This is a genomic window from Candidatus Nitrosocosmicus agrestis, from assembly GCF_008389435.1.
In the GTDB taxonomy this organism is placed as follows: Archaea; Thermoproteota; Nitrososphaeria; order Nitrososphaerales; family Nitrososphaeraceae; genus Nitrosocosmicus; species Nitrosocosmicus agrestis.
On sequence record NZ_VUYS01000010.1, the window covers coordinates 19,021 to 40,639 of the forward strand.

At 31.5% G+C, this 21,619-nt stretch carries 27 protein-coding genes; 7 read left to right on the plus strand and 20 right to left on the minus strand.

The window, feature by feature from the left end:
• Positions 1 to 9: 9 nt before the first annotated feature.
• From F1Z66_RS07855 to F1Z66_RS15405, 3 genes are all read right to left on the minus strand, one after another.
• Positions 10 to 294 carry a UBP-type zinc finger domain-containing protein gene (locus F1Z66_RS07855; protein ID WP_149863061.1) on the minus strand — a complete coding sequence of 95 codons (285 nt, stop codon included), beginning with the start codon at positions 292 to 294 and terminating at the stop codon, positions 10 to 12.
• A gap of 861 nt (positions 295 to 1,155) precedes the next feature.
• Positions 1,156 to 1,365 (minus strand): ATP-binding protein, encoded by a 210-nt coding sequence (locus tag F1Z66_RS16440; protein ID WP_149863131.1) that lies wholly within the window; start codon positions 1,363 to 1,365, stop codon positions 1,156 to 1,158.
• Positions 1,366 to 1,812: 447 nt separating this feature from the next.
• Positions 1,813 to 1,962, minus strand: coding sequence for a hypothetical protein (locus tag F1Z66_RS15405; RefSeq protein ID WP_154670515.1), 150 nt, complete (start codon positions 1,960 to 1,962; stop codon positions 1,813 to 1,815).
• A gap of 376 nt (positions 1,963 to 2,338) precedes the next feature.
• On the opposite strand from F1Z66_RS15405, the gene F1Z66_RS07865 reads away from it, so the two are divergent.
• The 3 genes from F1Z66_RS07865 to F1Z66_RS07875 are packed head-to-tail and all read left to right on the plus strand — an operon-like array spanning position 2,339 to position 5,775.
• Positions 2,339 to 3,367, plus strand: a complete 1,029-nt coding sequence (locus F1Z66_RS07865) for an ABC transporter substrate-binding protein (protein WP_149863062.1) — start codon at positions 2,339 to 2,341, stop codon at positions 3,365 to 3,367.
• A gap of 29 nt (positions 3,368 to 3,396) precedes the next feature.
• Positions 3,397 to 5,316, plus strand: coding sequence for an ATP-binding protein (locus tag F1Z66_RS07870; protein WP_149863063.1), 1,920 nt, complete (start codon positions 3,397 to 3,399; stop codon positions 5,314 to 5,316).
• Between the two features lie 36 nt (positions 5,317 to 5,352).
• Complete coding sequence (locus tag F1Z66_RS07875) at positions 5,353 to 5,775, plus strand: response regulator (RefSeq protein WP_159357360.1); 423 nt, start codon at positions 5,353 to 5,355, stop codon at positions 5,773 to 5,775.
• Positions 5,776 to 6,009: 234 nt separating this feature from the next.
• Here F1Z66_RS07875 and F1Z66_RS07880 read toward each other — a convergent pair whose 3' ends face one another.
• The 3 genes from F1Z66_RS07880 to F1Z66_RS07890 form a co-directional block, all read right to left on the minus strand.
• Positions 6,010 to 6,189 (minus strand): hypothetical protein, encoded by a 180-nt coding sequence (locus F1Z66_RS07880; RefSeq protein WP_149863065.1) that lies wholly within the window; start codon positions 6,187 to 6,189, stop codon positions 6,010 to 6,012.
• Complete coding sequence (locus F1Z66_RS16445) at positions 6,105 to 6,356, minus strand: FAD-binding protein (RefSeq protein ID WP_201448537.1); 252 nt, start codon at positions 6,354 to 6,356, stop codon at positions 6,105 to 6,107. Before F1Z66_RS16445 ends, F1Z66_RS07880 begins: the two co-directional genes overlap by 85 nt.
• 804 nt (positions 6,357 to 7,160) lie before the next feature.
• Positions 7,161 to 8,366 (minus strand): DUF892 family protein, encoded by a 1,206-nt coding sequence (locus tag F1Z66_RS07890; RefSeq protein ID WP_159357361.1) that lies wholly within the window; start codon positions 8,364 to 8,366, stop codon positions 7,161 to 7,163.
• 763 nt (positions 8,367 to 9,129) lie between these two features.
• Here F1Z66_RS07890 and F1Z66_RS07895 point away from each other — a divergent pair.
• Positions 9,130 to 9,330 (plus strand): hypothetical protein, encoded by a 201-nt coding sequence (locus F1Z66_RS07895; RefSeq protein ID WP_159357362.1) that lies wholly within the window; start codon positions 9,130 to 9,132, stop codon positions 9,328 to 9,330.
• Positions 9,331 to 9,459: 129 nt separating this feature from the next.
• Here the strand turns inward: F1Z66_RS07895 and F1Z66_RS07900 are convergent, their stop codons facing one another.
• From F1Z66_RS07900 to F1Z66_RS07910, 3 genes are all read right to left on the minus strand, one after another.
• Positions 9,460 to 9,747, minus strand: a complete 288-nt coding sequence (locus F1Z66_RS07900) for a hypothetical protein (RefSeq protein ID WP_149863068.1) — start codon at positions 9,745 to 9,747, stop codon at positions 9,460 to 9,462.
• Between the two features lie 220 nt (positions 9,748 to 9,967).
• Positions 9,968 to 10,168 (minus strand): hypothetical protein, encoded by a 201-nt coding sequence (locus F1Z66_RS07905; protein WP_149863069.1) that lies wholly within the window; start codon positions 10,166 to 10,168, stop codon positions 9,968 to 9,970.
• A 50-nt stretch (positions 10,169 to 10,218) separates the two neighbouring features.
• Positions 10,219 to 10,440: a hypothetical protein gene (locus F1Z66_RS07910; protein ID WP_149863070.1), complete on the minus strand. Its 222-nt coding sequence runs from the start codon at positions 10,438 to 10,440 to the stop codon at positions 10,219 to 10,221.
• A gap of 617 nt (positions 10,441 to 11,057) precedes the next feature.
• Between F1Z66_RS07910 and F1Z66_RS15410 the strand changes: the two genes are divergently transcribed.
• Positions 11,058 to 11,198 (plus strand): hypothetical protein, encoded by a 141-nt coding sequence (locus F1Z66_RS15410; RefSeq protein WP_154670516.1) that lies wholly within the window; start codon positions 11,058 to 11,060, stop codon positions 11,196 to 11,198.
• 81 nt (positions 11,199 to 11,279) lie between these two features.
• Here F1Z66_RS15410 and F1Z66_RS07915 read toward each other — a convergent pair whose 3' ends face one another.
• The 3 genes from F1Z66_RS07915 to F1Z66_RS07925 all read right to left on the minus strand — a co-directional run bounded on the left by F1Z66_RS07915 (position 11,280) and on the right by F1Z66_RS07925 (position 12,870).
• Positions 11,280 to 11,708 carry a hypothetical protein gene (locus F1Z66_RS07915; protein WP_149863071.1) on the minus strand — a complete coding sequence of 143 codons (429 nt, stop codon included), beginning with the start codon at positions 11,706 to 11,708 and terminating at the stop codon, positions 11,280 to 11,282.
• Between the two features lie 113 nt (positions 11,709 to 11,821).
• On the minus strand, positions 11,822 to 12,145 hold the full coding sequence (locus F1Z66_RS07920) for a methyltransferase domain-containing protein (protein ID WP_149863072.1): 324 nt from the start codon (positions 12,143 to 12,145) through the stop codon (positions 11,822 to 11,824).
• A gap of 452 nt (positions 12,146 to 12,597) precedes the next feature.
• Positions 12,598 to 12,870, minus strand: a complete 273-nt coding sequence (locus F1Z66_RS07925) for an alpha/beta hydrolase family protein (RefSeq protein WP_149863073.1) — start codon at positions 12,868 to 12,870, stop codon at positions 12,598 to 12,600.
• 282 nt (positions 12,871 to 13,152) lie between these two features.
• Between F1Z66_RS07925 and F1Z66_RS07930 the strand changes: the two genes are divergently transcribed.
• Positions 13,153 to 13,725 (plus strand): MEDS domain-containing protein, encoded by a 573-nt coding sequence (locus tag F1Z66_RS07930; RefSeq protein WP_149863074.1) that lies wholly within the window; start codon positions 13,153 to 13,155, stop codon positions 13,723 to 13,725.
• 687 nt (positions 13,726 to 14,412) lie between these two features.
• Here the strand turns inward: F1Z66_RS07930 and F1Z66_RS07935 are convergent.
• Positions 14,413 to 15,501 (minus strand): sensor histidine kinase, encoded by a 1,089-nt coding sequence (locus F1Z66_RS07935; RefSeq protein WP_149863075.1) that lies wholly within the window; start codon positions 15,499 to 15,501, stop codon positions 14,413 to 14,415.
• A gap of 216 nt (positions 15,502 to 15,717) precedes the next feature.
• Between F1Z66_RS07935 and F1Z66_RS07940 the strand changes: the two genes are divergently transcribed.
• Positions 15,718 to 16,137 (plus strand): hypothetical protein, encoded by a 420-nt coding sequence (locus tag F1Z66_RS07940; RefSeq protein WP_149863076.1) that lies wholly within the window; start codon positions 15,718 to 15,720, stop codon positions 16,135 to 16,137.
• Positions 16,138 to 16,311: 174 nt separating this feature from the next.
• Here F1Z66_RS07940 and F1Z66_RS16240 read toward each other — a convergent pair whose 3' ends face one another.
• The 7 genes from F1Z66_RS16240 to F1Z66_RS07955 all read right to left on the minus strand — a co-directional run bounded on the left by F1Z66_RS16240 (position 16,312) and on the right by F1Z66_RS07955 (position 21,599).
• Positions 16,312 to 16,434, minus strand: coding sequence for a hypothetical protein (locus F1Z66_RS16240; RefSeq protein ID WP_255437899.1), 123 nt, complete (start codon positions 16,432 to 16,434; stop codon positions 16,312 to 16,314).
• Positions 16,435 to 16,895: 461 nt separating this feature from the next.
• Positions 16,896 to 17,066, minus strand: coding sequence for a hypothetical protein (locus F1Z66_RS15415; protein WP_154670517.1), 171 nt, complete (start codon positions 17,064 to 17,066; stop codon positions 16,896 to 16,898).
• Between the two features lie 288 nt (positions 17,067 to 17,354).
• Positions 17,355 to 17,522 (minus strand): hypothetical protein, encoded by a 168-nt coding sequence (locus F1Z66_RS15420; RefSeq protein WP_154670518.1) that lies wholly within the window; start codon positions 17,520 to 17,522, stop codon positions 17,355 to 17,357.
• Positions 17,523 to 17,859: 337 nt separating this feature from the next.
• Positions 17,860 to 18,045: a tautomerase family protein gene (locus tag F1Z66_RS07945; protein ID WP_320410718.1), complete on the minus strand. Its 186-nt coding sequence runs from the start codon at positions 18,043 to 18,045 to the stop codon at positions 17,860 to 17,862.
• 851 nt (positions 18,046 to 18,896) lie between these two features.
• Positions 18,897 to 19,157: a hypothetical protein gene (locus F1Z66_RS07950; RefSeq protein ID WP_149863078.1), complete on the minus strand. Its 261-nt coding sequence runs from the start codon at positions 19,155 to 19,157 to the stop codon at positions 18,897 to 18,899.
• A gap of 599 nt (positions 19,158 to 19,756) precedes the next feature.
• The gene (locus tag F1Z66_RS15845; protein WP_195907504.1) at positions 19,757 to 19,918 is read right to left on the minus strand and encodes a hypothetical protein; all 162 of its coding nucleotides are present in this window, start codon (positions 19,916 to 19,918) and stop codon (positions 19,757 to 19,759) included.
• A gap of 1,453 nt (positions 19,919 to 21,371) precedes the next feature.
• Complete coding sequence (locus F1Z66_RS07955) at positions 21,372 to 21,599, minus strand: hypothetical protein (RefSeq protein WP_159357364.1); 228 nt, start codon at positions 21,597 to 21,599, stop codon at positions 21,372 to 21,374.
• Positions 21,600 to 21,619: the final 20 nt, after the last annotated feature.

A 21,619-nucleotide genomic window follows, 5' to 3' on the forward strand; every position in this document is an offset into this window, starting at 1 on the left:
TACTCCTCCTTATTCAATCATGATTTGATCGACAAAACACCATTTCCAATTTTCTTGGGGTTCGTATGACTTTATAATAGGATGCTTAGTACTTTGAAAGTGTTTAGTTCCATGTTTATTTTTAGAATTATCGCAACAACCTACATGACCACATGTTAGACATAATCTTAAATGAACCCAGTCTGACCCGATCTTCTCACATTCTTCACAACCTTTGGTATTACCTTTTTTATCCAAATCAACACGATTTATATGCTCACATAAAGTTGTATGTTCATTTTGTTTTGATGACATAATATGTCAACAACATAATAATAATTAAGTATTGTAGTAGCTGGGAAACAATCAAGTAATATTCTTCTAACTTATCTTGCAACACGAAAATACTTAAAAAAGGATTTGCTAAGTTTGATTAGGTATCTATATTTTGAGAGAATTCTTATACTACTCTCTGGATACATGGAGAATTAGCAATAACGGCGAGAGACTTTAAGGTAATAAATATAGGATCAGAACAATTTAATTTGGAAATAAACTTGAAAAAACACTGCAAGTCTCACTTCCTGAGTCTGAAAATGAGGCCAAAATTGTCCAACTTTTCAAACACGATCCTGGTTATGATGGGTTGATTGAGAAGTCATTCAGCACTTGGTCCAATACGCTTTTACCTTTAAATGTCGACTATAATTAACTTAAGCAAAATAATTAGAAGATTCATTTATCCTTGACAATTTCATACTCATAGAAATAAATAATTTTCAAAACGAACGCAACTGTCTATTTATATATGATTGTTAAATTAAATCTAGATCAATTGCCTTTACAATATTTGATTTTGAAAAATAAATTTCATCCGTCTGCTTTAGTTTGTTAAGTTGGAAAACCTTACAATCAAAAGAGTAAGATCTTATAAATTGGTCACACAGGAACAATCAAACCCATATACCATACGGAACTTTATCACATAGAAATGACTAATATTTTAGTAACGTTAATACCTGTAATATTTTTTTTAAATAAATATATCATGACTTGACTTTGAGAATGACTTTTCATAATTTATATGGAAGATAGTTACAGAGTCGAGATTGAGAAGATTTAGTAAATTTCCCATTTTTCACTGTGGGATTTATGATTAGTTATTGGATGTGATAATTAGTGTGGCAAAGTAAATGAAATAGTCCCTCTAATTCCATCTTTGTTGTTTTCAGCCCAAATTTTTCCTCTGTGCATGATGATTATATTTTTGCAAATGACTAATCTCAGTCCTGTACCATAAAAAGATCCCGTAGCAAACTTGTTAAATAATCTTGAAAGTTTTTCTGAATGAATTCCTTCACCCTTGTCTCTTATCTTAGCTATGATATTACTTTCCTATACCTTAATTGTTATCGTTATTATTCTTTTTTACTATCGAGTAGAAAGTTCACGGAGTTGTTTACCGAGTTTGAAATGATCTGAGATATTCTTTGCCTATCTGCAACTATTATATGATTTTTTTCAAACTTAACAAGTTCAAATTTTATTTTTTCTTCTTCTGTATACCATCTAGTATAATCTTATTTTCAAGTGTTACCTTAAAATTCCTTAAATTTTCTCTCAACAGATACCGCATTATTCCAAAGATACTCAAACATGAATTGAGCCTGGCTGACCATCTCTATTTCATTACTATAAATGGTTCTAGCTAACAATTGTTCTTTCGGAAAAATTAGATTGGTCCATATATTCTGTTTCGCTAACACCAAATCTGCCTTGATAATCATCAAGATGGCGCAATTCAGTAACCATATTCACTAATTCTTTGCAGTATCAAATATTTTTTGGAGTGACCTCAGTTATGCACCTAATCTTTCCACCCCTTGACAATATATCTTTAAAGCCATTAAAGTGATCTTCAAGATCAATGACCTCGGAAGGAGCATTACGGTCAATAGTAATATCCATTTCTATCTTATCCATTGCATAAAACTGATTGCTTTTTCCAAGGCATTTTTAGGGTCGAATAATACTTCAAACTTACTATTATTAGTAACACTATCAGCTATGACTGATCACACTTATATTATAGCCGAAGTATATAAAACTAATCACTAACCATTAATCAGATAGAGTTTTTTATTTTAACCATTTGAGAAAAATTTGAATTAACATAACCATTATTATTTTTTATAGATTCCTCATTTAAGAATTATATATGTAGATGGAGCTGATTGAAATCAAAAGTGGCTAATTTTCAAAGAAATACAATGTTCGATTTGTTCCATATCGATCGATTTTTTGTTTCAGGATAAATTAGATATGGAAAAATACCAGGATCATTATAACATAAACAAAAATGAGATCAGAGAGCATAGGTATAAAACTATGTTTGGCATTCATTCTTGGAATCGTTATTATGATTCCTTGTTCTAACTTAAATCTGGCATATCCACAGGTATCTGGTAAAAAACCAATAAATTTGGCACTAACTTTGTGGGTTCCTAATTTTATTGCATATATAGCCCAAGAAAAAGGGTATTTTGACAAAAACAACGCGGATGTAAATATTACACTTGTTCAAGACTATGCCAATGCAGTGAGAGGTTATGATGACGGGGAATATGATGGAATGTTTATAGTATATTCCGACGCTTTAATACAAGATTCCGAAGGGATCAATACCAAAGTTGTTTACAACATAGACACTTCATATTATGCTGATGCAATCATAGGTAGTGTAGAAAACCTTACAGAAGTCAAGGGTAAGAAGGTAGGTGTAGAGGGAATTAACAGCTTCTCACACATTTTTATGTTAAGGTCTTTAGAAAATGTCGGTCTCAGTGAAGAGGATGTCGAATTTGCAAACATACTTGGTAAAGATATTCCCGATGCTATAGTAAATGGTCGGATAGTGGCAGGACATGTCTACGAACCATTTATAACTGAAGGGATAAAGAAGAATTTAAACATCTTATCTACTGGAGCAGATATACCTGGCACTATAACCAACGTGTTAGTTTTTCGTTCTTATATAGTAGATCAGAGACCTCAAGATGTTATGAATATAATTAAATCGCTTATAGAAGCAAAAGAAGATTTCGATAAAAATGGGACACAAGATATTGAAATAATGTCTGCAGAGTCAGGATTAAACAGATCGCTAATAGAGGAAGGTCTAAATAATGTCAAGTTTTTAGATCTGGACTACAATTCTAAATATTCCATGAATAGTAAGTTAAATGAGTCGATATCCTTGTATGATTCTGGAAATTCAATAGCAAAATTTTATACTGAAAGGGGAGTATTTAGCGAGTATCCAAATATAGAAAATATAGTTGACCCAGGATTTGTCAAAGATTTAATGACAAAAAAGAATCTTCAATAAATTTCCATAAAAAAGGAAGGAACTCGTATTTGAAAATCAGGACAAAACTTATTCTTACCATGATACCATTATTGTCGGTTTCCGTATTGTTGCTATCGTATGTAGCATTCCAAAATTTTGCTACTACCATGCAAATGCATTTAATTAATGGTCTAAAAACTTTGGCCACTCATACAATGGATGACCTTTCTGAACAAATGTTTGAAAGACTTGCTGATATTCGTTTTCTATCGGATAGTAATATACTTGGAAATTCAAACCTGACTAATCAAGAAAAGGTGAATTATCTTCGTTCTATGGAACGAGCCTTTAAAGCATATTCATCAATTTCAATTTACGATAAAGATGGCATTAAAATTGGAGATACCCGAAATGTTCTTATAGGAGAAAATGAATCTGACAAAGAGTTTTTTAGAGAGGCAATTAAAGGAAATTTGTATTATGATGAAGTACCTACTTATTCAAAATCTTTGAATCAGTATGTGATACATTTTGCAGCTCCACTATTTGACGAAAATAAAACAATAGATGGTGTTGTAGTTACAAGACATCCAATAAATAAGATTAATGATATATTCAAAGAAGTAATATCTTCTGATGAGAACCAGGATATTACTGATAGTCATATTAAATTGGATTTGATATCTGAAAATGGTACCGTCATTTATTCAAGCCATGATAGAGGATCAATTTTAAAAGTCCTTCCAGTTTTTCAAGAATTGATTTCTCAGAATAACACTTCTTTGTTCAATTCCAATGCTACTACTCCACAAATACGTGTCAATGATTTTGAAATATTTGTGAATGTACCTCAAGGTTCGGGTCATTTGGATTATACCGGGAGCGGCTGGTTTCTCTTGCTAAGAGAAAATTCAGATATCGTGTTTGGAAATTTGCAGAGAACAATCGATCAATTTCTACTTGTATCAGGTGTCATACTTACAATTTCAATAGTTCTTATTTTGTTTATTGCAAGGACTATTTCCTTGCCTTTGTCAAAGCTTACAAAACAAGTAATTCAAATAGGTAAGGGAAACTATGATTCAAAAATTGACGTCAAGAGTTCCGATGAAGTGGGAGAATTGGCCACAAACTTTGAGTTAATGAGGCAGAATATAAATGAAGTAAATCGTGGTTTAAATAAAATAGTAGATGACAGAACAAAAGAGCTACAAAAAGCAAATGAAGAACTAAGACAAAATGATGAATATTTAGCAAATATTAACAAAGAATTACGTTTAGCTGACAAAGCCAAAGAAGAATTCATGTCCATGATAAGTCATGAACTAAAAACTCCGTTAGTTCCCGCGAGAGGATACATCGAGCTACTACTTAGGCAGAAAAAAATAGGAGAATTAAATGAAAAACAAAAAAAATATGCCAATATAATTCATAGAAATATTTTAAAATTAGAAGTTTTGGTCAACGATGTTCTTGATGGGTACAAGATTGAGATGAAAAAATTAAAGGTTCAAAAAACTTCGGTAAATATAAAATCTTTAATCTTATCGGTCCTATCAGACCTGGATTCTCCTATTAGTGAAAAACAAATTCATGTCCATGTCGATTTAAGATTAAATGAAGAAACTACCATTTTGTGTGACCAGAGAAGAATCGAACAAGTCTTTGCAAACTTGATCAAAAATGCAATAGATTTTGTGCCTCCTATATCTGGAAAAATAATGATTATCTCAGAATTGGTAAATAATAATACAATGGTACAATTTTCAGTTGAAGACAATGGTACTGGAATTCCTGATGATAAAATGAATAAATTATTTCATAAATTCTATCAAGTCGATACAAGTCTAATAAGAAAACACGGTGGAAGCGGGCTTGGTTTAGCAATTTGCAAAGGTATTGTAGAAGCTCATGGTGGTACAATATGGATTGACAAACAATATAGAAAAGGTGCGTCTTTTAAGTTTACAATCCCTTTTAAGACCTAGGGAAATGGCTATAATACCCATACAATGAGTAATAGTATGTCATCCTCATCCTCTACGACACCTGTTTCAAGACTTCTCATTATAGATGATAATGAGGATATAACCGAGCTGATCAAAGACTATCTGGAACCAGAGGATATAGAATGCAAGATAATAAATACAGGGATAGATGGTTTGGAGGAAATACGACGTAAGAATGGGTATTATGATGTAGTATTTCTTGATCTAGCCATGCCCGAATTTAGTGGAATAGATGTTTTCAACAAATTAAAGGAAGAGCAGTTATTAGAATCTAATAATATAATAATATTTACTGCATCGTCTACCCAAAGCACTGAAATTGCCAATATGTTAAAAGACGGTGCAAAGTTTATTTTGAAAAAACCCTCATCCATAGATGAAATACTTGACGTAGTTACAAGATTTACAAAAAAGAAAGATGAATTTAGCAAGTCTTAATAATTTATATAGATAGTGAAAATACGTCACGGGGGACCTAATTTCATCCTAGTAGTAGTATATGTCCATAAATAGGTTATTTTTTTGAATTAAGTAAATACCACCTTCTCATCGGATGACTTCTATAGCAAGCATAGCTAAAGCATATTCAGGCCACACCATATACTAGTAGGAGGAATTGACGCATTTCCATATCAACCAAATCTATATCTACTTCATATACAACGTCAATCCTCACTTCTCCATGATTTTCATAGTTACACTAACTGCTATCTGATTAAACCTTTTGTGTCCACCAGAGGCTAACTTCAAAGATTTGTAGATTAACTTTATAAGTTGTTTTCCTTGATATATCCAGTTATATTCGGAGCCCATGGTTCCAAATACCGAATTAATTCCAATTCTAGCAAGCACTGTATGAGGTTGCTTTGCTTACTTTTACTAATTATTACTACATCGGACCCATTATCGTAAGCCTCAATTGCGGCTCTTAGTCCAGCAGAACCTCCGCCGATAACTATGACATCATAAATGTAATTAGCCCAGTTACTGCGATTTTCTGTCCTATTTATATTGTAAATCTAAATGTTTAATCAATTTCATTAATGTTATACTCCTCTAGTGTTCAATAGAAAGGGTTTCCCGATTATACATAAAATAATAATCCGGAAAGTGAACAGATGAGGTAGAAAGCTATAGTAATTATTCTGTTTTTTTGATTACAGTGATATCGAGTAGTTTTATTATTGATTGGAAGCAAGATACAATCAGAATAAAACAAAAAATAAACTTGTATTTATTTTTCAATCTGTTAGTCTCTAAAAAATACAAATGATCCTCAATTCTAACTTTAATCAGTGGAGTTTTTTATTACCTAACTCGGTGCCTATTGGTTTATGGTATTTAATATTTTATTGGCAGTGGATACGGATTAAAATTATAGAAAAAAATCCAAATTGTTCTAATGTTCTAAATCATTTATCCCACTCGGCAATAAAATGATTACAGAAAGTTCAAACACAAGAATTGTAATTTAGCGACTTCTCGTCGTCTTTGAACCTATAAACAAAATCTCCCCATTGTAATCAACAAAATCATAATTAGGTATATTTAATCAAGAATGATGGATTGTTAAAAAGTAACAGAATTGATCTAGATCTTTTTCACTGACAATATGCTTGTGCTAAATTATAATAAAGTTAATGAAATGAGGATTTTCACTTTTAAAAACTTTTGAAAACGAACAAGATTGAACGAACCTCAGACTTCTAGTATTACAAATTTTACACCGCGAGTTTTTTGTTACCTGTAATACTATTAAAAAAAATAGGTAAACTATCCTGATTATTATTCATATTCTTAGGTACATATCATAATATCTATATTTAGGCACTCAATGTGTATATCTTATAGGGCCTTTTAGTTCCATAATTTACATATTTCCATCGCTCATTAGGTATTGTTAACTCATGAAATTCATTTTGCAATTCAGAATCCAATGATCTGTAAACATTCTCTCCGATAGATACATTATTTGCTTCAGTAATTGACATTATTTTTGATGCAACATTCATGGCATATCCTAATATGTCAATGGGTGAATGTTGGTCGTAACCAAACTGAACAATTGCACTTTCTCCAGCATCTATTCCTATCTTGACAGAAAGCTCTGGAAACTTGTATATTTTATGCATAAAGGAATTAACTTCCTCCTGGATTGACTTTATCATTAATTTCCCGGATTCAACTGCTGCTTTAGAGGAAAGGAATTTGTTTTGATTGTCAATGTGAGTTGGAAAAAAAGATATCACTGCATCGCCAGCATATTTTAAGACATAGCCTCCCAAAGAGTCAACTACGTTTGAAATGTGGTAGTCGAAAATCCTGACTATAGAAACAAGATTATCTATCGGTAAAGTCATGCTCATTTTCGTTGAACCGACCAAATCAGCGTATATGATTACAATTGGGATCTTAGTACTTGTATGGTTAAGGAGATAATTTTGACCTCGCCTCACAGTAGAATGAATCACCCTCGGCCAAAGATTGTCAAGGATCAAAGGTGTATGAGTCTTGTACCAATAAACCATCGCTTCTTCTTCTTTCATGCTTTTTTCAAGTAAAGATGCATTCTCTTGTTTGTGGGGAATGTCCATTTTTTTCATATTTTCTATTAATGATTCATAAGCTCTCAATTCTCCATGATTTATCGCAAAATCTTGTCTAAGTTGTACTATTTCATAATCCTCTGGTAGAAAATGTTTTAAATCCTTGGTCTGTTTTTCTTCTTTTCCTTCTCCTTCTTTTTTTGAAACTTTTGAAGACTTAGTTTTGGATTGTAATTTATCTATGTTCGCGGTAACAAATGATGCCAATAGGTCGGCTTTTGCATCAGTTGGTGTCTCCCCAAATTGACTTAGTATATCATGAAGTCTTCTCTTTTTAACATTTGTTACTTCCAGATGCCTTTGTAATATCTGTTTTAGGCCCTCAATGGGGGTGTCCTCTATTCTAGAAGCTATTCTTACTGTTGCCGCATTTTCAATAGAAAGCATTTCATTTAGTTCCTTGACTAAATTTAATTTCAACATAACACTAGTCTTGCATTTATCATTATTCTCTACAAGGGGCATTAATAATTTAGATAAAGTACTCCTATCCCAGATAAGGTTATTGCAAAAGCTTGGAATTATATATTATTATATTACATGTTAATCATAAATTAGAGTATTATCTTGGGATTCTTGTAATATTAATAACAATGAAAATATATGCATAATGAATGTCAAAGAATATTCAACAAGTTTTTTGCAAACACTTTTCAAAATTATATGATAATGTGCAACAATTCGAGTGAAAATTCACATGATCTCCGCCGAATCCGCTTAGTATGGGAAACTTATCTCACAGTGCCGAATTATTACTAATGGTTCTTTCGCCATTCTCAAATCTAAAAGTGGCATTTTCATGAGGTACTAGTTAACAAATTGCTTGTTACAATTTTCAATTTTATATCAAATCCATTTAATTGATTTTCAAATTATTTATCTGTAAGTCCATTAGGTTTAAGAAAGGTCCTGGAAATTGTGCTTCCATACTCATTATTGATTATCCTAAGATATACTATCCACGATAAACCTCTGCCTTCAAATAAGTGATTTTTATGTAAAATTTAGTTTTAATTGTAGCAATAGATTTTTCAACTAAAAACAATGCTGGTGATAGTCTTGATATGGCCTAGTATTATATTGAATAGTTGCAATATATTAAAGAAGACATTTGGATTTTGAATTCAGCCCAAAATTGGTGATTTCTCTTTCTGTTATACTAGCGGTAGCGGTATTTTTTATTCTGATGGGTGAATCTTTGCAACAAATCCTTGGTCCAACAGTTCGAGAAAATGTGTTAGTTCAGAGCAAGCAAAAAGATTTCTGTGTAGCCGAAACATCAGATACTGTATCTAGATATATTCATGGTTGTCCATATCGACAAGGAGATAATATTTTCACAAGTTATACAAAAGGATCATCTGCTATCAATAATCGCAGTCTATAAGTAGATTCAGTTAATGATTTGATTTTGTCAAATTAGAACTAGTACCGTATTTTCACGGCATTCATGTTATGTCGATTTCAATTCCTTTTTTCTTAATTGAAGTTCGTTTTTTATTTTTTAGATTTTAGTTTATTTTAATACTTTTGCTTTTGATGTCAATAGTCTGCTTTCACTATTATCATGGTAAATGAATCCGCAATTATCACATTTAACTGTGGGTATGTTATAACCAAGATCAATCTCTCCAAAGGTGCATTGAATATCTCCACAGTCAATGCAGTAAACAAATTGCAAAAATCGTTTTCTTATCGAGGATTTGCCAAATTTTTCAGTAATATAATTTCCCTCCTTATTTAACTCCTTCTTCAATTCAATTATCGTTTGAGTTTTTTTAGATACATAGATTTCAAATGACACCAGCAAAGTTACACAATCTATCTAAATAAAACTTTATCAAAAGTCGATAGTTGGAATAAAAGAATTTAATTTATTGAAATATCATTTGACATAAGACGATCTGAATCACAGTCAAATCTGACAATAGTTCTCTGGTAACCGAATTTGAAATTATTGAAAAATAATATTTATTTTGAGGAACAATGATTCCAAAGTTATGTTCTATTGAGCTATTTAAAATTTATATCCTGATGGTTGTTCCCTCTGGCCCTTGTCGGGGATTATTTATGAGATTATAGCATATCATGTCATTACCTCCACCGGTTACAGGACCTCCAATGCATATGTGAAACGTCTCGTTTACTTTTATCATTCCAGAAGGCATTACTATATCAGTATTATATTGTCCTTCGGATCTGTTGCTATATAATGCATCAGACAAATCTATGTTAAAATGGCCATATTCGGAGTGTTCTTTTACATATATATCTACTAAATCAGAAAAAACCGATCAATATCATTATCTAAATCGTCAACCAGGGTAACTCGGATAATAAAATTACCTTGATTTTCACTCTGAGTTGCATTTGCTACATTCGTATCTATTGTGCAGCTGACCAGAATGGTTAAAGATGTTACTAGGGATAAGAAAAAACGAATTAGGTTCCTGTCTTGATTCTGGTTTTTCTTTTTAATGTGGGAGCTTTTACTCATACACTGTAGATGAAAGACAAATTATTTAGAAATTATTCTTTAATTGCAGTACTCTAATAGTCTAAGAAGATTTGGAATTGATTGTTTTCTCGTAATCAATAGCGACGAAATATATGATATCTAGTAAGTTTAATCGGGATTGTAACAGTTTGATTCTCATGAATGAATGACGATAGTTGTTTAGGTCGCTCAAAGTAAAACCATCTAACTAACTTTAAATTTGATTAAAATTTATTGGAAATACTATATAAGGATAATACGCCGCAAACCTTGTCTTTGAAGATGACTTGCCATTAAAAATTCTAGTTATAATGGCATAAGCGTATAATAACCTGTGAGCATTGCACCTAGTTACCAAATTCAATATATTTTTTCTTCCTTATCGATGGTATGAGTAACAAAATTACAACTCAATACCGCTAAAAGAAAGGACAAGAATAAATGCTATGATTGCTATGGTAGTCACATCTGCTGAACTAACATGTTGTATATTGCATACAATCAATATCTTCACAGCTGGATCAATTGATCCTCAAAACTGAATGTATACCAAAATAGATGCTGATCGCTTTTCCAGAGTTCGTAGTATACGATAGTCCAATTATGCCTATGTGTTAGTGTTAGATAGTCAATCCACAAATAGTAACACTCCAGAACACCGTTTGGTAGACATTGATGCAGATGAACTTGCACTAAAGGGGTGTTTGGACGGAGTAGCCGGTAAGTTCCTGAAAAACCCTGGAGTTTGTAAAGAGTAGCCTGAACCAAAAAAAAAACACTATGAAGATCAATATTTTTTTATTCTTACTAATTTCTTAAATTATGTATCAAGTGACGTTTTATTGCTTAGTTCCTACGATACATATAGCTTCATTCCTCAATCTAATTGAATCTGAATTCTTATCAACATAGTTATTTGCCACTGCCTCAGTTAAAGCATGTAGTATCTTTTTTCTTCTTTCTTCTGACTGACTGGATGATGCTGCCTGAACTGGGGATGCTGTTTCGCATACAAAATTTGTAAATTCTTCTGCTGACCTAAAGTTAAAGATCATATCCTGTCTTTCCATGGTAACGCCTTCAAATCCTGAACTGTTAAAATATTTTTTTAGTAATTTTTCATCAGATAGGCTAAATGGACCATGGGAATTTGGTGGAGGTGGTGTGATATTTGTTTCCTTCATTAATATGTTAAATGGTAATGAAATAAAAGGGACTTTCTCGGGAGATGCCCAAACTGCTGCAACAAAGCGTGCTTTGTTTGCCAATGACTTGTGAATGTTTAATAATCCTAATTTGACGTTGGGTAAAACATAAGACCAAATCTACATAGGGCTGCGTCAAATTTTGATGATGGTAAGTCAATTGTTTCTGTGTCGCCTTATCTAAACTCTATTAAATCTTGTAAATCCATAGATTTAGCTCTCTCTTTTGCAACTGACAACATTTGGGGTGAGATGTCTACTGCCAACACGTGTCCATTCTTTCCTATCTTTGATGCAGCGGTTATAGCTGGTTCTCCAATACCTGTAGAAATATCAAGGACTATTGAACCTTGCTTTATTTCTGCAAGTTCTATTAACCGTTTGCTTAAGTTACTACCTGCATTCTCAGTTATTTCCCACCATTTTAGCCACCCAATTGCCACATTATTCCAGCCTTTACGCTGATCTTCCTTATACTTTGTTGGATCAATTTCTATCATACAAATCTACTTTACTTCAATCTAAAAATATTAAATATTTTCGAGATTATATCAATTATTAAGTCTCCTGGATCTTTATTAATAAATTGAGTTTTTTTATTATAATTCATGGATTAAAACGGGTTAGGCATTATTATGATTCTTAAAATGAACAAAATGAATTGCAAAGTCGAACCAAATTTGTTTCACATATCACCAAATCTGCTACCAATTATAGTATTTACTTTAATGTAGATTGATAGTCATCAAATTGATAGATTCATAAATATACGAAATGTCTAATTATGAAATTTAAAAATTGAATTCGTATAGTTTTACATATCAATTGTGTTAAAAAATCTACTACAGACCATGGCTTTTTTTTCTATATCTTAAAACGCAATAAAACTATTAAAAAAACCATACCTGGCATCTCTATTTCAATAAAAGGTAAAAAAAATAAAACTCCTTTGCTATCTTGAATGAGATTCTAACCATGAATATAAATCTGCTAATACATCTGGTTCCATTGGTCCAAACGCTGTTTGCCATTTTGATGATGGATAGAAAGCATGTCCTAAGTCAGGATATGTAATTAAAGTATGGTCGGGATGATTCACTTCGTTGAGCCTTTGATGTAATAGGAATGCTTGTTGAACTGGAGTTTGAACATCGTTTTCTCCATTGAGTATCAAAATCCCTGTAGATTTAGAAACATTTCCAATAGAGCTTAAACTTGTTGGCATGTTAGATAGAGATTTCCACAGTATAGGATATACTCCCCAAGGGCATTTTAAAGGCTATCATTCAGTCTTGGATTGTGTTTTTCTTTAAAACTGCTAGAGATTTTGTCAAATAATTTGTCTATGTGCGTTACTTTTGTGTTGTATCACTAATGCTCTGATCCTTAAATAAAATCATACTGACTACATTATAGGGTTTTAAACATTTCTGCACAAGTTTGTAAGGTTGGAGGTGTAAAATAAATTCGGTCCACTAATAATTTCGACAAAAATAACATTCTATCAATGCAGGTAGAAAAAGCTGCCAATGTTATCACAGAATCACTTGATAGAATACATGCTCTAGTAATTTATTCAGACATGATGAAACTAAGAGAATTTTGGTCTCTTTATATAAAGAAATGTGTTGAGGAAAAAAATGAAGTGGTCTGTATAGCTCCTTTCTATGAAACTGTTGGTACTGTAAGGAAATTACTTTCAGAAGGGCCTGTATCAATAGATATACAAAAATATGAAACAGACAAAAAATCGTTGATAATTGTAGATTCGTTAGAAAAATATCTTGATAAAAATGCTAAGGAATTTAATGTCATGTCTTTATTGAAGGCTAATGAGGATTTGGTAGAGTATGCAGAAGGTGAATTGAAAAAGAAAGGAGTTTCCTTTTTGGGTGATTCTGGTGCTTTTCTTTTTAAAAATCAAATTCAAAGTCTTTTAGATTATGAGGCTTCCTTACCACGCCAATTTGAGATCAATTTAAAGGGAATATGTTTGTACCATGTAAAAGATTTTGATAGATTATCTATGGACCAAAAAGAACAAGTAATAAAACAACACAAGATTGCGGTTAAAATATGAAACTATGAGTTAGAAACCCATTAACCTTTTTGGTTCTTGAAATATGATGTTGCCTATAGAATATGTCTTGTATTCTTTTAATACAATATTAATCATATTGTGCAATCCAGAAAAATGATAAAGTTTTTGACTTGTGTGATTTTGATTTAGAATTCTTATTCTATGTTCGGGCAACGTATCTTGAAATAAGCGGAAATTCGTCCTTGAACCCCGTTTCCTTTAGTAAAATCTGATAAAAGAGTTGATATGGTAACTAGATGATGCTATTTCCTACAATATTATCAAGATTATATATAATAACATGCGATATTGATCCAGTCATTGTACCTCTAACAAGCTAAGGAATTTGATGTTTTAATAATGTTTTCGGTAACTGTTTACAATAACCTGTCTACCATTTTATATCAAACTACCAAATAACTAATTACTGCATAACCAGTTTTATCTCAAAAATCATCAATGCATTGCATGCTGATCCAAGATATCTTGAAATTGTTATTTGTTTTTGTCTATGCTTAGTATAATGCTGTACAGTATAAGATTGAGTTTGGGGGAAGTATATTCTTATTTGAAAACTCTGAGAAGTGAGTAAGAATTAGCAGAAATATTATATTACCAAAAATGCTACACAATACATGTTAAGAATGCAAATTGACTCATTGATATATCACATAATATCTTAATACCTTAATGTCTTAATGGCAGACTGAATGACACGGTTGCTCCTTTTTCATTCCTGTTATTTTGAGCCCAAATGTTACCGCCATGTGCTTCGATAATATTTTTAGATATGTATAGACCTAGTCCTGTACCTTGATCAGAGTTTGTAACAAATTTTTCGAATACTCGTGGTAAAATTTCCTTATCGATACCTTTTCCTTTGTCTTTGATAGATACTATTACTAATTCATTATCTTTTTCACTCTTTTTATCGCTATTTATATAATCAACCTCTTTAAAATTTCCGTGGTTTGTTTTACACTCATGATTAAGCCTTTTTACGGCAGAAATAGTAACGGATTCACTATTTGAAAATTTAATTGCATTACTTACTATGTTTGAGAGAACTTCAAAAATCCTTAATTTGTCTGCAAATACCACAAGTGGTTCGTCTTGTGGTTCAAAAATAATTTTAGTTGGGGAAGGCTGATTTGCATGAAGCATGGAAACGGTTATTTTTGTAAGGACATCTTTAATTACATTCTGAATTTTTTCGTTTAAATTAAAGAATTCTTTATGTAGCTCCAATCTATCGCTTTCAATTCGAGAGGCAATCAAAATGTCATTGACTAGCTTCTCAAGTCGTTGCGAATTCTTGTACCCTGATACAAGTCTATTTATAAGTTGTTTCACCCTAGACTTGTCTTTAATTAAACTTTCAAATTCTTTAAGTGTTGCTTCCTTGCCTTGGACTGAATTTTGTAAAAGTGATGGGATATCTGTTTCAATCAGTTCGAAATTGCCCGATAAGGCTTGTATTGGTGTTCTTAGTTCATGGGCAGCAATATCTACGAACTCTTTTTGCTTTAGTAAGAGCAGTTTAATCTCTTCGTGGGCTACAATCAAATCTTTATTGACTTTGGCAAGTTCCTTGTTGGTCCAGGCGAACCTTTCATTGGTTTCTGTCACTCTGTCATTAGCTGCAAGAAGATTCCTTTCTGATTCTGATAATTCTTTTTTTGGATTTTTTATTTCTTCTATTTTCTTTCTAATTTCATTATTAGCGCTGTATAGAGATTCATTCGCCTCCCTCAATTCATAGGTCTTGGCCAGCAATTCCTCTGTTTTTACGGTAAGGAGATCTTTTACATTTAAACTCTTATTGCCTTTGAATTCAGGTAGCGTTATTGTTATTCTATATATGTTGCAAAAGATCCTTTAAATAAGTAGCTAGTTACTATATGTTTAATAATTCTTATCTCGTTACTATTGCAATTTTAATTCTTTAATCAAAGAACGGATTAAATAAAGAGTTGTTTGAATTAACTATGGATGACTAGTTTCGCTAGAACGCCTTTAGATTTTCTTGTTGTGAGAGAGGATTGGTGCCGATATAATTTATCTGATGACTCTGTTCTAAAGGTTAAAATAGTTTTAACGAAGGTTTATAAAAATCAAGGTCAACTCATGTGTGAAATACTCCCAATTCATGTAATTTTGACTAACGAAAAAGGTGAGTCAGACCCCAAATTATATTCTATGGAAGAGCTTAAAGCCTCCGTCAATAAGGATATAGGAATTGCTGCAGTGATTGAAGATTGGAATGAATATGTCGTTGATGAAGGAACAAATATAAAAATTCGACCAATAGTTTCGAAAATTGCCAAAACATCTAAATTTGATTCAAACGGATTTCCTAGATACATTTGTGAGATCCAAGGTAATATGAAAATGGAACCGCCGACATCGTGAATTTCGGAAAAATATTTTTAACTAGATCATAGTAGGCAGTGGACTTTGAGTTCTAAATCATTTTAAATAAACCAGGGATAATTCAATTGTCTTGATATTCTTATCTTAGGTGCATTATGTTATTAAAATTGTCTTAACGTGAACGATCTACTTTTCTCACTAGAACCTTCCCACCTATTGTATACTAACATTAAAACTGTCCTCCTGTTGACACTTCGTATAACCTGAATCCATCAGACTGTTTGAAAGACCAGTTATTCTGCCGTTGTCAATTATGATGGGGTTATACGAAGACATCTTAGACCTTTCCACTAAAAAGATTTTTATCCAAATATGCCGATATTTGTAAAAGAAAATAGTTTTCTCTCACCCCTCTCTCCCTCTCTGTATTGCAATAATAAATACATGAACAGCTTTTCCATGTCTTACAAAGAATTCCGCCAAATCCTGAAAGAATGCATCATGAGCTATACAAAATCATATGCATTTCTTGAACCTTCTGTTCTGGGTTGGCAACAAAGTACGTGTGAGAATTCTCATCTAGTAAAATTTAACCATCATCACAAAATCACATAATCTCCTAGCAAAAGTTGGATCCTTGCCCCAAACTGGTATATATAGAATTGAGTATTCTATTTTCACCGTCTTGTCTCTTGCGATACCATTTTTAAACCAAAGCTTTGTTCTACAGTGTGAAGAAAATTTATCATGGATCTTCAAACCTAGTTGCAAAGGTAAGGTAGAGTCTTTTTTTTAAATCAAATTATTGTACCATCGCAAGTAAATGATGTTTGTAACCCATCTTGAATGGTAGTAGCAGGACGAAAAATCTTTATTTCTACAAACAAATCTTCTATATTATTTAACGGAGAATTGACTTCTATTAATGATCCAACTATATCAATACAAAGAAAGCTATAATCATTCATTATTTATTCTGCTATATTATTTCTATGGTGGTGAAAGTATGTATGTTTTTAAAAAAATGATTCATGTAAATGAGTATTTGACAGTTCATGCAGCATTGACATTTGGCTTCACTAAATCCTGACTTCGTATTACTTTAGAATATTTGACATATTAAATTGGTTGCAATGTACTTTATAATTAGATATATCCTTGTTTGATCGACTAGACAAAGGATTCTTGTATATATAATAATAAACCACTTTCTCATGGGTCATGAATTCAAAAATCCTTACTACTAAAAGGTTAAATTAATCGGCTCTTGCATACTTAATAAAATAGTCAATTGAGTTCTTACGATGCCAAATTCCATCGTGTAACCACAAATCAGAATCAGCAGAAATGCTTAATCCACTTTTACATAAATTGCAATAAACCCTATTATTGCGATCGACTTTTCGCATATTTGAATCCATCATTTAATGTCTTCTTTGACGATGATAAACATTGCTATTTGCACGCCCGACACATATGTGCAAGTTATTATCGGTCCGACTGCTAAGTATTGTATCTTTACTTGCTACTTTGTTGATCGAATACATAATTTTGATTTCCAGAACATGTCATCATTAACTAAATGATGAACAAAATTAATATCGCAGTATGCCAGGAGGGACAGGGTAACTAGAATATACTCGTTGATTCTAACTTATTTCTAAACCATGGATTTGATAATTTTTTTTCAAATATTGTACCAAAGCAGACTGCGTTTAATTAAATTTATTCAAAATATTACTTGAATTCGCACTATCTTTCCTAAAGTCGTATACCGGAAGCATACCAATTCCCATGAGTCGCCTCTGCAAAAACTATTATGATCTCTTCTTTTCCTATTTTTAATATTTTTGCTACATTTTCTGTAATTGCTTCAGCCAATCTATCTTTTTCTCTTTGGCTTCTACCGCTGTACATTTGTATACTAATTATAGGTATTTTAATAATTAATTACCAATACTAATAAGACTTAAACATTTTTAATCAAATTTCATACCCCATTTTGATAATAAATGGGGATAGTAGTTCTTCACTGCATACATTCATCGAACTTTTGTTCAAAAGCTTAAATACGTATTTGAATTTGTGTTACCACAGAAATAAATATAAATTATGTATCTATTGATTCTAGTCTGTCTGATTACATGGCAAATGACACGGTTTGCAGTGCTTTTTAAAATAAATGATTTGGTGAAATATTGATGTGTTAGTACCACGACATTGCAGCTTCAATGGATAATATGTTATATGTGTATATCATTTTCTAAAATTGTATATCATTCTCACCTTTTATCAACTACCTAGCTTTTTAATTCAATATGAAGTAACATTGAATTACTTTATTTTAGTAAAATATTAAGGAGATAAGCGAACTTAAATAATTTGAGGTGCAAAGTAAAGTATGTCATTAAATAATGATGAAGATGAAGCAACTATTGGAAATCAGCCAAAACGATCAAAAACCAACAATTATGTCTATTTTCAAAGCGAAGCCCTTCAAAAGAAGAAAAAGTAACTGATTTTGATATATATTCTTAAATAACTATAAGGTTATACGTGGTCTTGCAACATAGGTTGTAGCATAATGTCAGGAAATTGGTACTTTGGTCTGTTGAATAGTGCTATGCAGTTTACTGAAGAAAGTATTCTTACCTTTTGATTAAAAAATATTTATTCTTGGCTTGAGGTACTTGATTTTCATGCTATTCGTATGAAATAAATCAGATTAGCTAAAATCTTTTAAGATGGATCTTAACCTTAATTTGATATAATTTATTGATTTACCTGAATTCACTCCTCTAACTTGCCATAATCCTTTGACTTACAAATACTATCCTTAAATGGATCTCATCAATTTTCAGATCCGAAATTTTTCTTTTAAAATGATCAGTTCTTGCTATATCTTTGACTTTACTTCGAATTGAGAGACGAACAATAATGTCGCGTATTAAAGAAATAGGGGAGTAAGGGATATTAATTGCATCCATAGTCTTAGAACCTACAATTAATTGGTATAATAAATCCCTTACTTCTCTGCTTGAAGAGATCTTGCAGTGCATTTCTCATCTATGAATTCCTATTTTTGTTATAAGATGTCATAGGTATTTACAATCAGTAGTAATATTATAAAAGACCAGCTGGTAACAAGCATTACAAAAAAATAATACAAAACAAAAAAATAGCCACTAAAAGTGAGGAACTAGATATAAAAGTACAACCTCTATAATTTTTACATCATTTTACCAATTTTCATTTAAAGATGGTTAATACACATACGGAGAACTGCATAAATCGATTTTGACATTAATAGCCGCTCAATTGGTATACTGTTGTCTCCTCATTTGGCCAAATATTCGGAGATAATCTTTATAATTTAATACTTACAGAAAAATAAGCCGATGTCTGATTGGGAATTTTCTAAAAGAAGGATCGACGATATATTATCCTATAATGTCCAATTATCGTGATTATTATAATTACTGAGTCCTCATAGATAAATCATGAATTATTATCTTTATTATTACTATTATTATTATTATTATTTTAGAATGTATTAGTATACCATATACATGTTATAAGAATTGTATTTACTTAAATCGTCATCAAACAGTCAAATTAGTTAATTTATGAAAAACCAATGTAGATATTGTATGTGAAATTAAATCCTGCAATAGTGATTGAATTCATACGAATTGTCGGCACTTACATAATAAACAATGATGATCATAAAACCTTGGGCCGCTGGGCTCATTCCTGTGATTTTTTTTTGGTGATCACAGTTTTTACACATTATTACTTCGACATTATCGATGGTACTCACACTTTATAATATACACATGCATTATTAATGATTATTAATAAAAATTCTAGCCAGGAAACATGTTAGTAAATATAATCTGAAAGTAATGATACTATGAATTTAGAAAGTTAGTTTCGATTTTTGTTGACCTGGTTGAAATTGCTTGCCTATGATAATTTTTGCTGTAAAGTGGTCAAGCATAGGGTTAGAGTTTCCCTGAAATTGTTGAAATATTAATTATAATGGATTCGATAAGAGAGTCTCTTAATTTGATTCTGTGAAGACAGCATTTTATCTTTATTAATGTCATATTTATATACTAAATGACTTATATTGTTCTTACACACATATTTTCTAAGTTACCACGCGATGATATTGATGATGTGTCTTCATTTGGAATTTCGAAAATAAAAGAAGGAATTTGTGGCTATATTCATCTATAAGTCTCTTTTGGTGTGGAGATAAAATCATGAAAAGGTGTTTTAACATTCACCTAGTTGATGCCACTACCTTCTTTTTGTCCCGAAGGGCTAACACTAGAATAAATCTTATGAATATTCTTCTCAAATACCATGTTTTAAAATTAGTGGTTATTCTATACTTGAACATACCTACATATTATAGAGTTAATAGTCATCTCTGTATACCAAAGTCAGTCAACAAAAAAATGTTTGAATTAGTAAAAGCAAGATTTAGCAATAGGTTATTCTAATGTACCATCCATGGGATAGAAGTGGTTTAAAAGATAGGATATGTTTCTCCAATCCTTAAAGTCTTCATGTCATGACCGCCTATTAACCAGTCTCCAATTACTAAAAGTTAATGCATTTTGTAGAAAATTTTCGATGGAAAACAAATTGACCGATTTTGAAACAGGACATTCAATATTACATCCCATGGTCCAGATTAGTGATTCAAAAATTATAATCTGATCCTAGACATTTAGATACATGTCCACATCTGGGACAACTTTCTAGATTTGAAAAATTCTTTTGAAAGGTTTGTTCGCTCATTCGATAGATGTTAGAAATATGGTTAAAATCACACCGTTGACATTTTATTCTTAGAGTCAGAATATATTATAACACTGCATAGTATTTTAGTCTTTAATGTAGACTAAAAGGATTATTTTACAACTTTATTAATATATCAGAATATATTTTATTGCTAATATTTTATTGCTCAATCTCATGATGCCTCAATTTTTTTTCGGCTTGGCAGCTAAAAAATTTGTTACAACTTATGACTGCTATCAACTACATACCATAGGACTGATGAGATAAATCACTCATTACTGTCAGTTATATACCTAATGACTCTTTTCAACAGACGCGACATCAATTTTGATTATGATGTGGAACGTATGAATGTAATTAATTCTTGATTCTCATCATTATAAACAAATCTTTTTTATCTTTACGATTGAGATCTTGAGTTTTACCTCTTTTGAGGATAAAAATCAGATAAACGATCTCTAGGGCTCTGTTATGGGAAATTCTTTTTTTGAGCATGAATCGCAGTATTTTTCTATGATTGTCGCTCCCTCTACACTAAATATAGCTTCCTGAGTAGCTTTATTGCCACAATTCACACAGTGTTTTATCGCACCATCAACATCCTCTAATGTTCTTGTTGACGAAAACTTCTTACGGTAAGAGTGAAAAGATGCTGTTGTAGTGTTAGAATTTATTTCATTGATCATGTGGTATTTGTATATTCTCT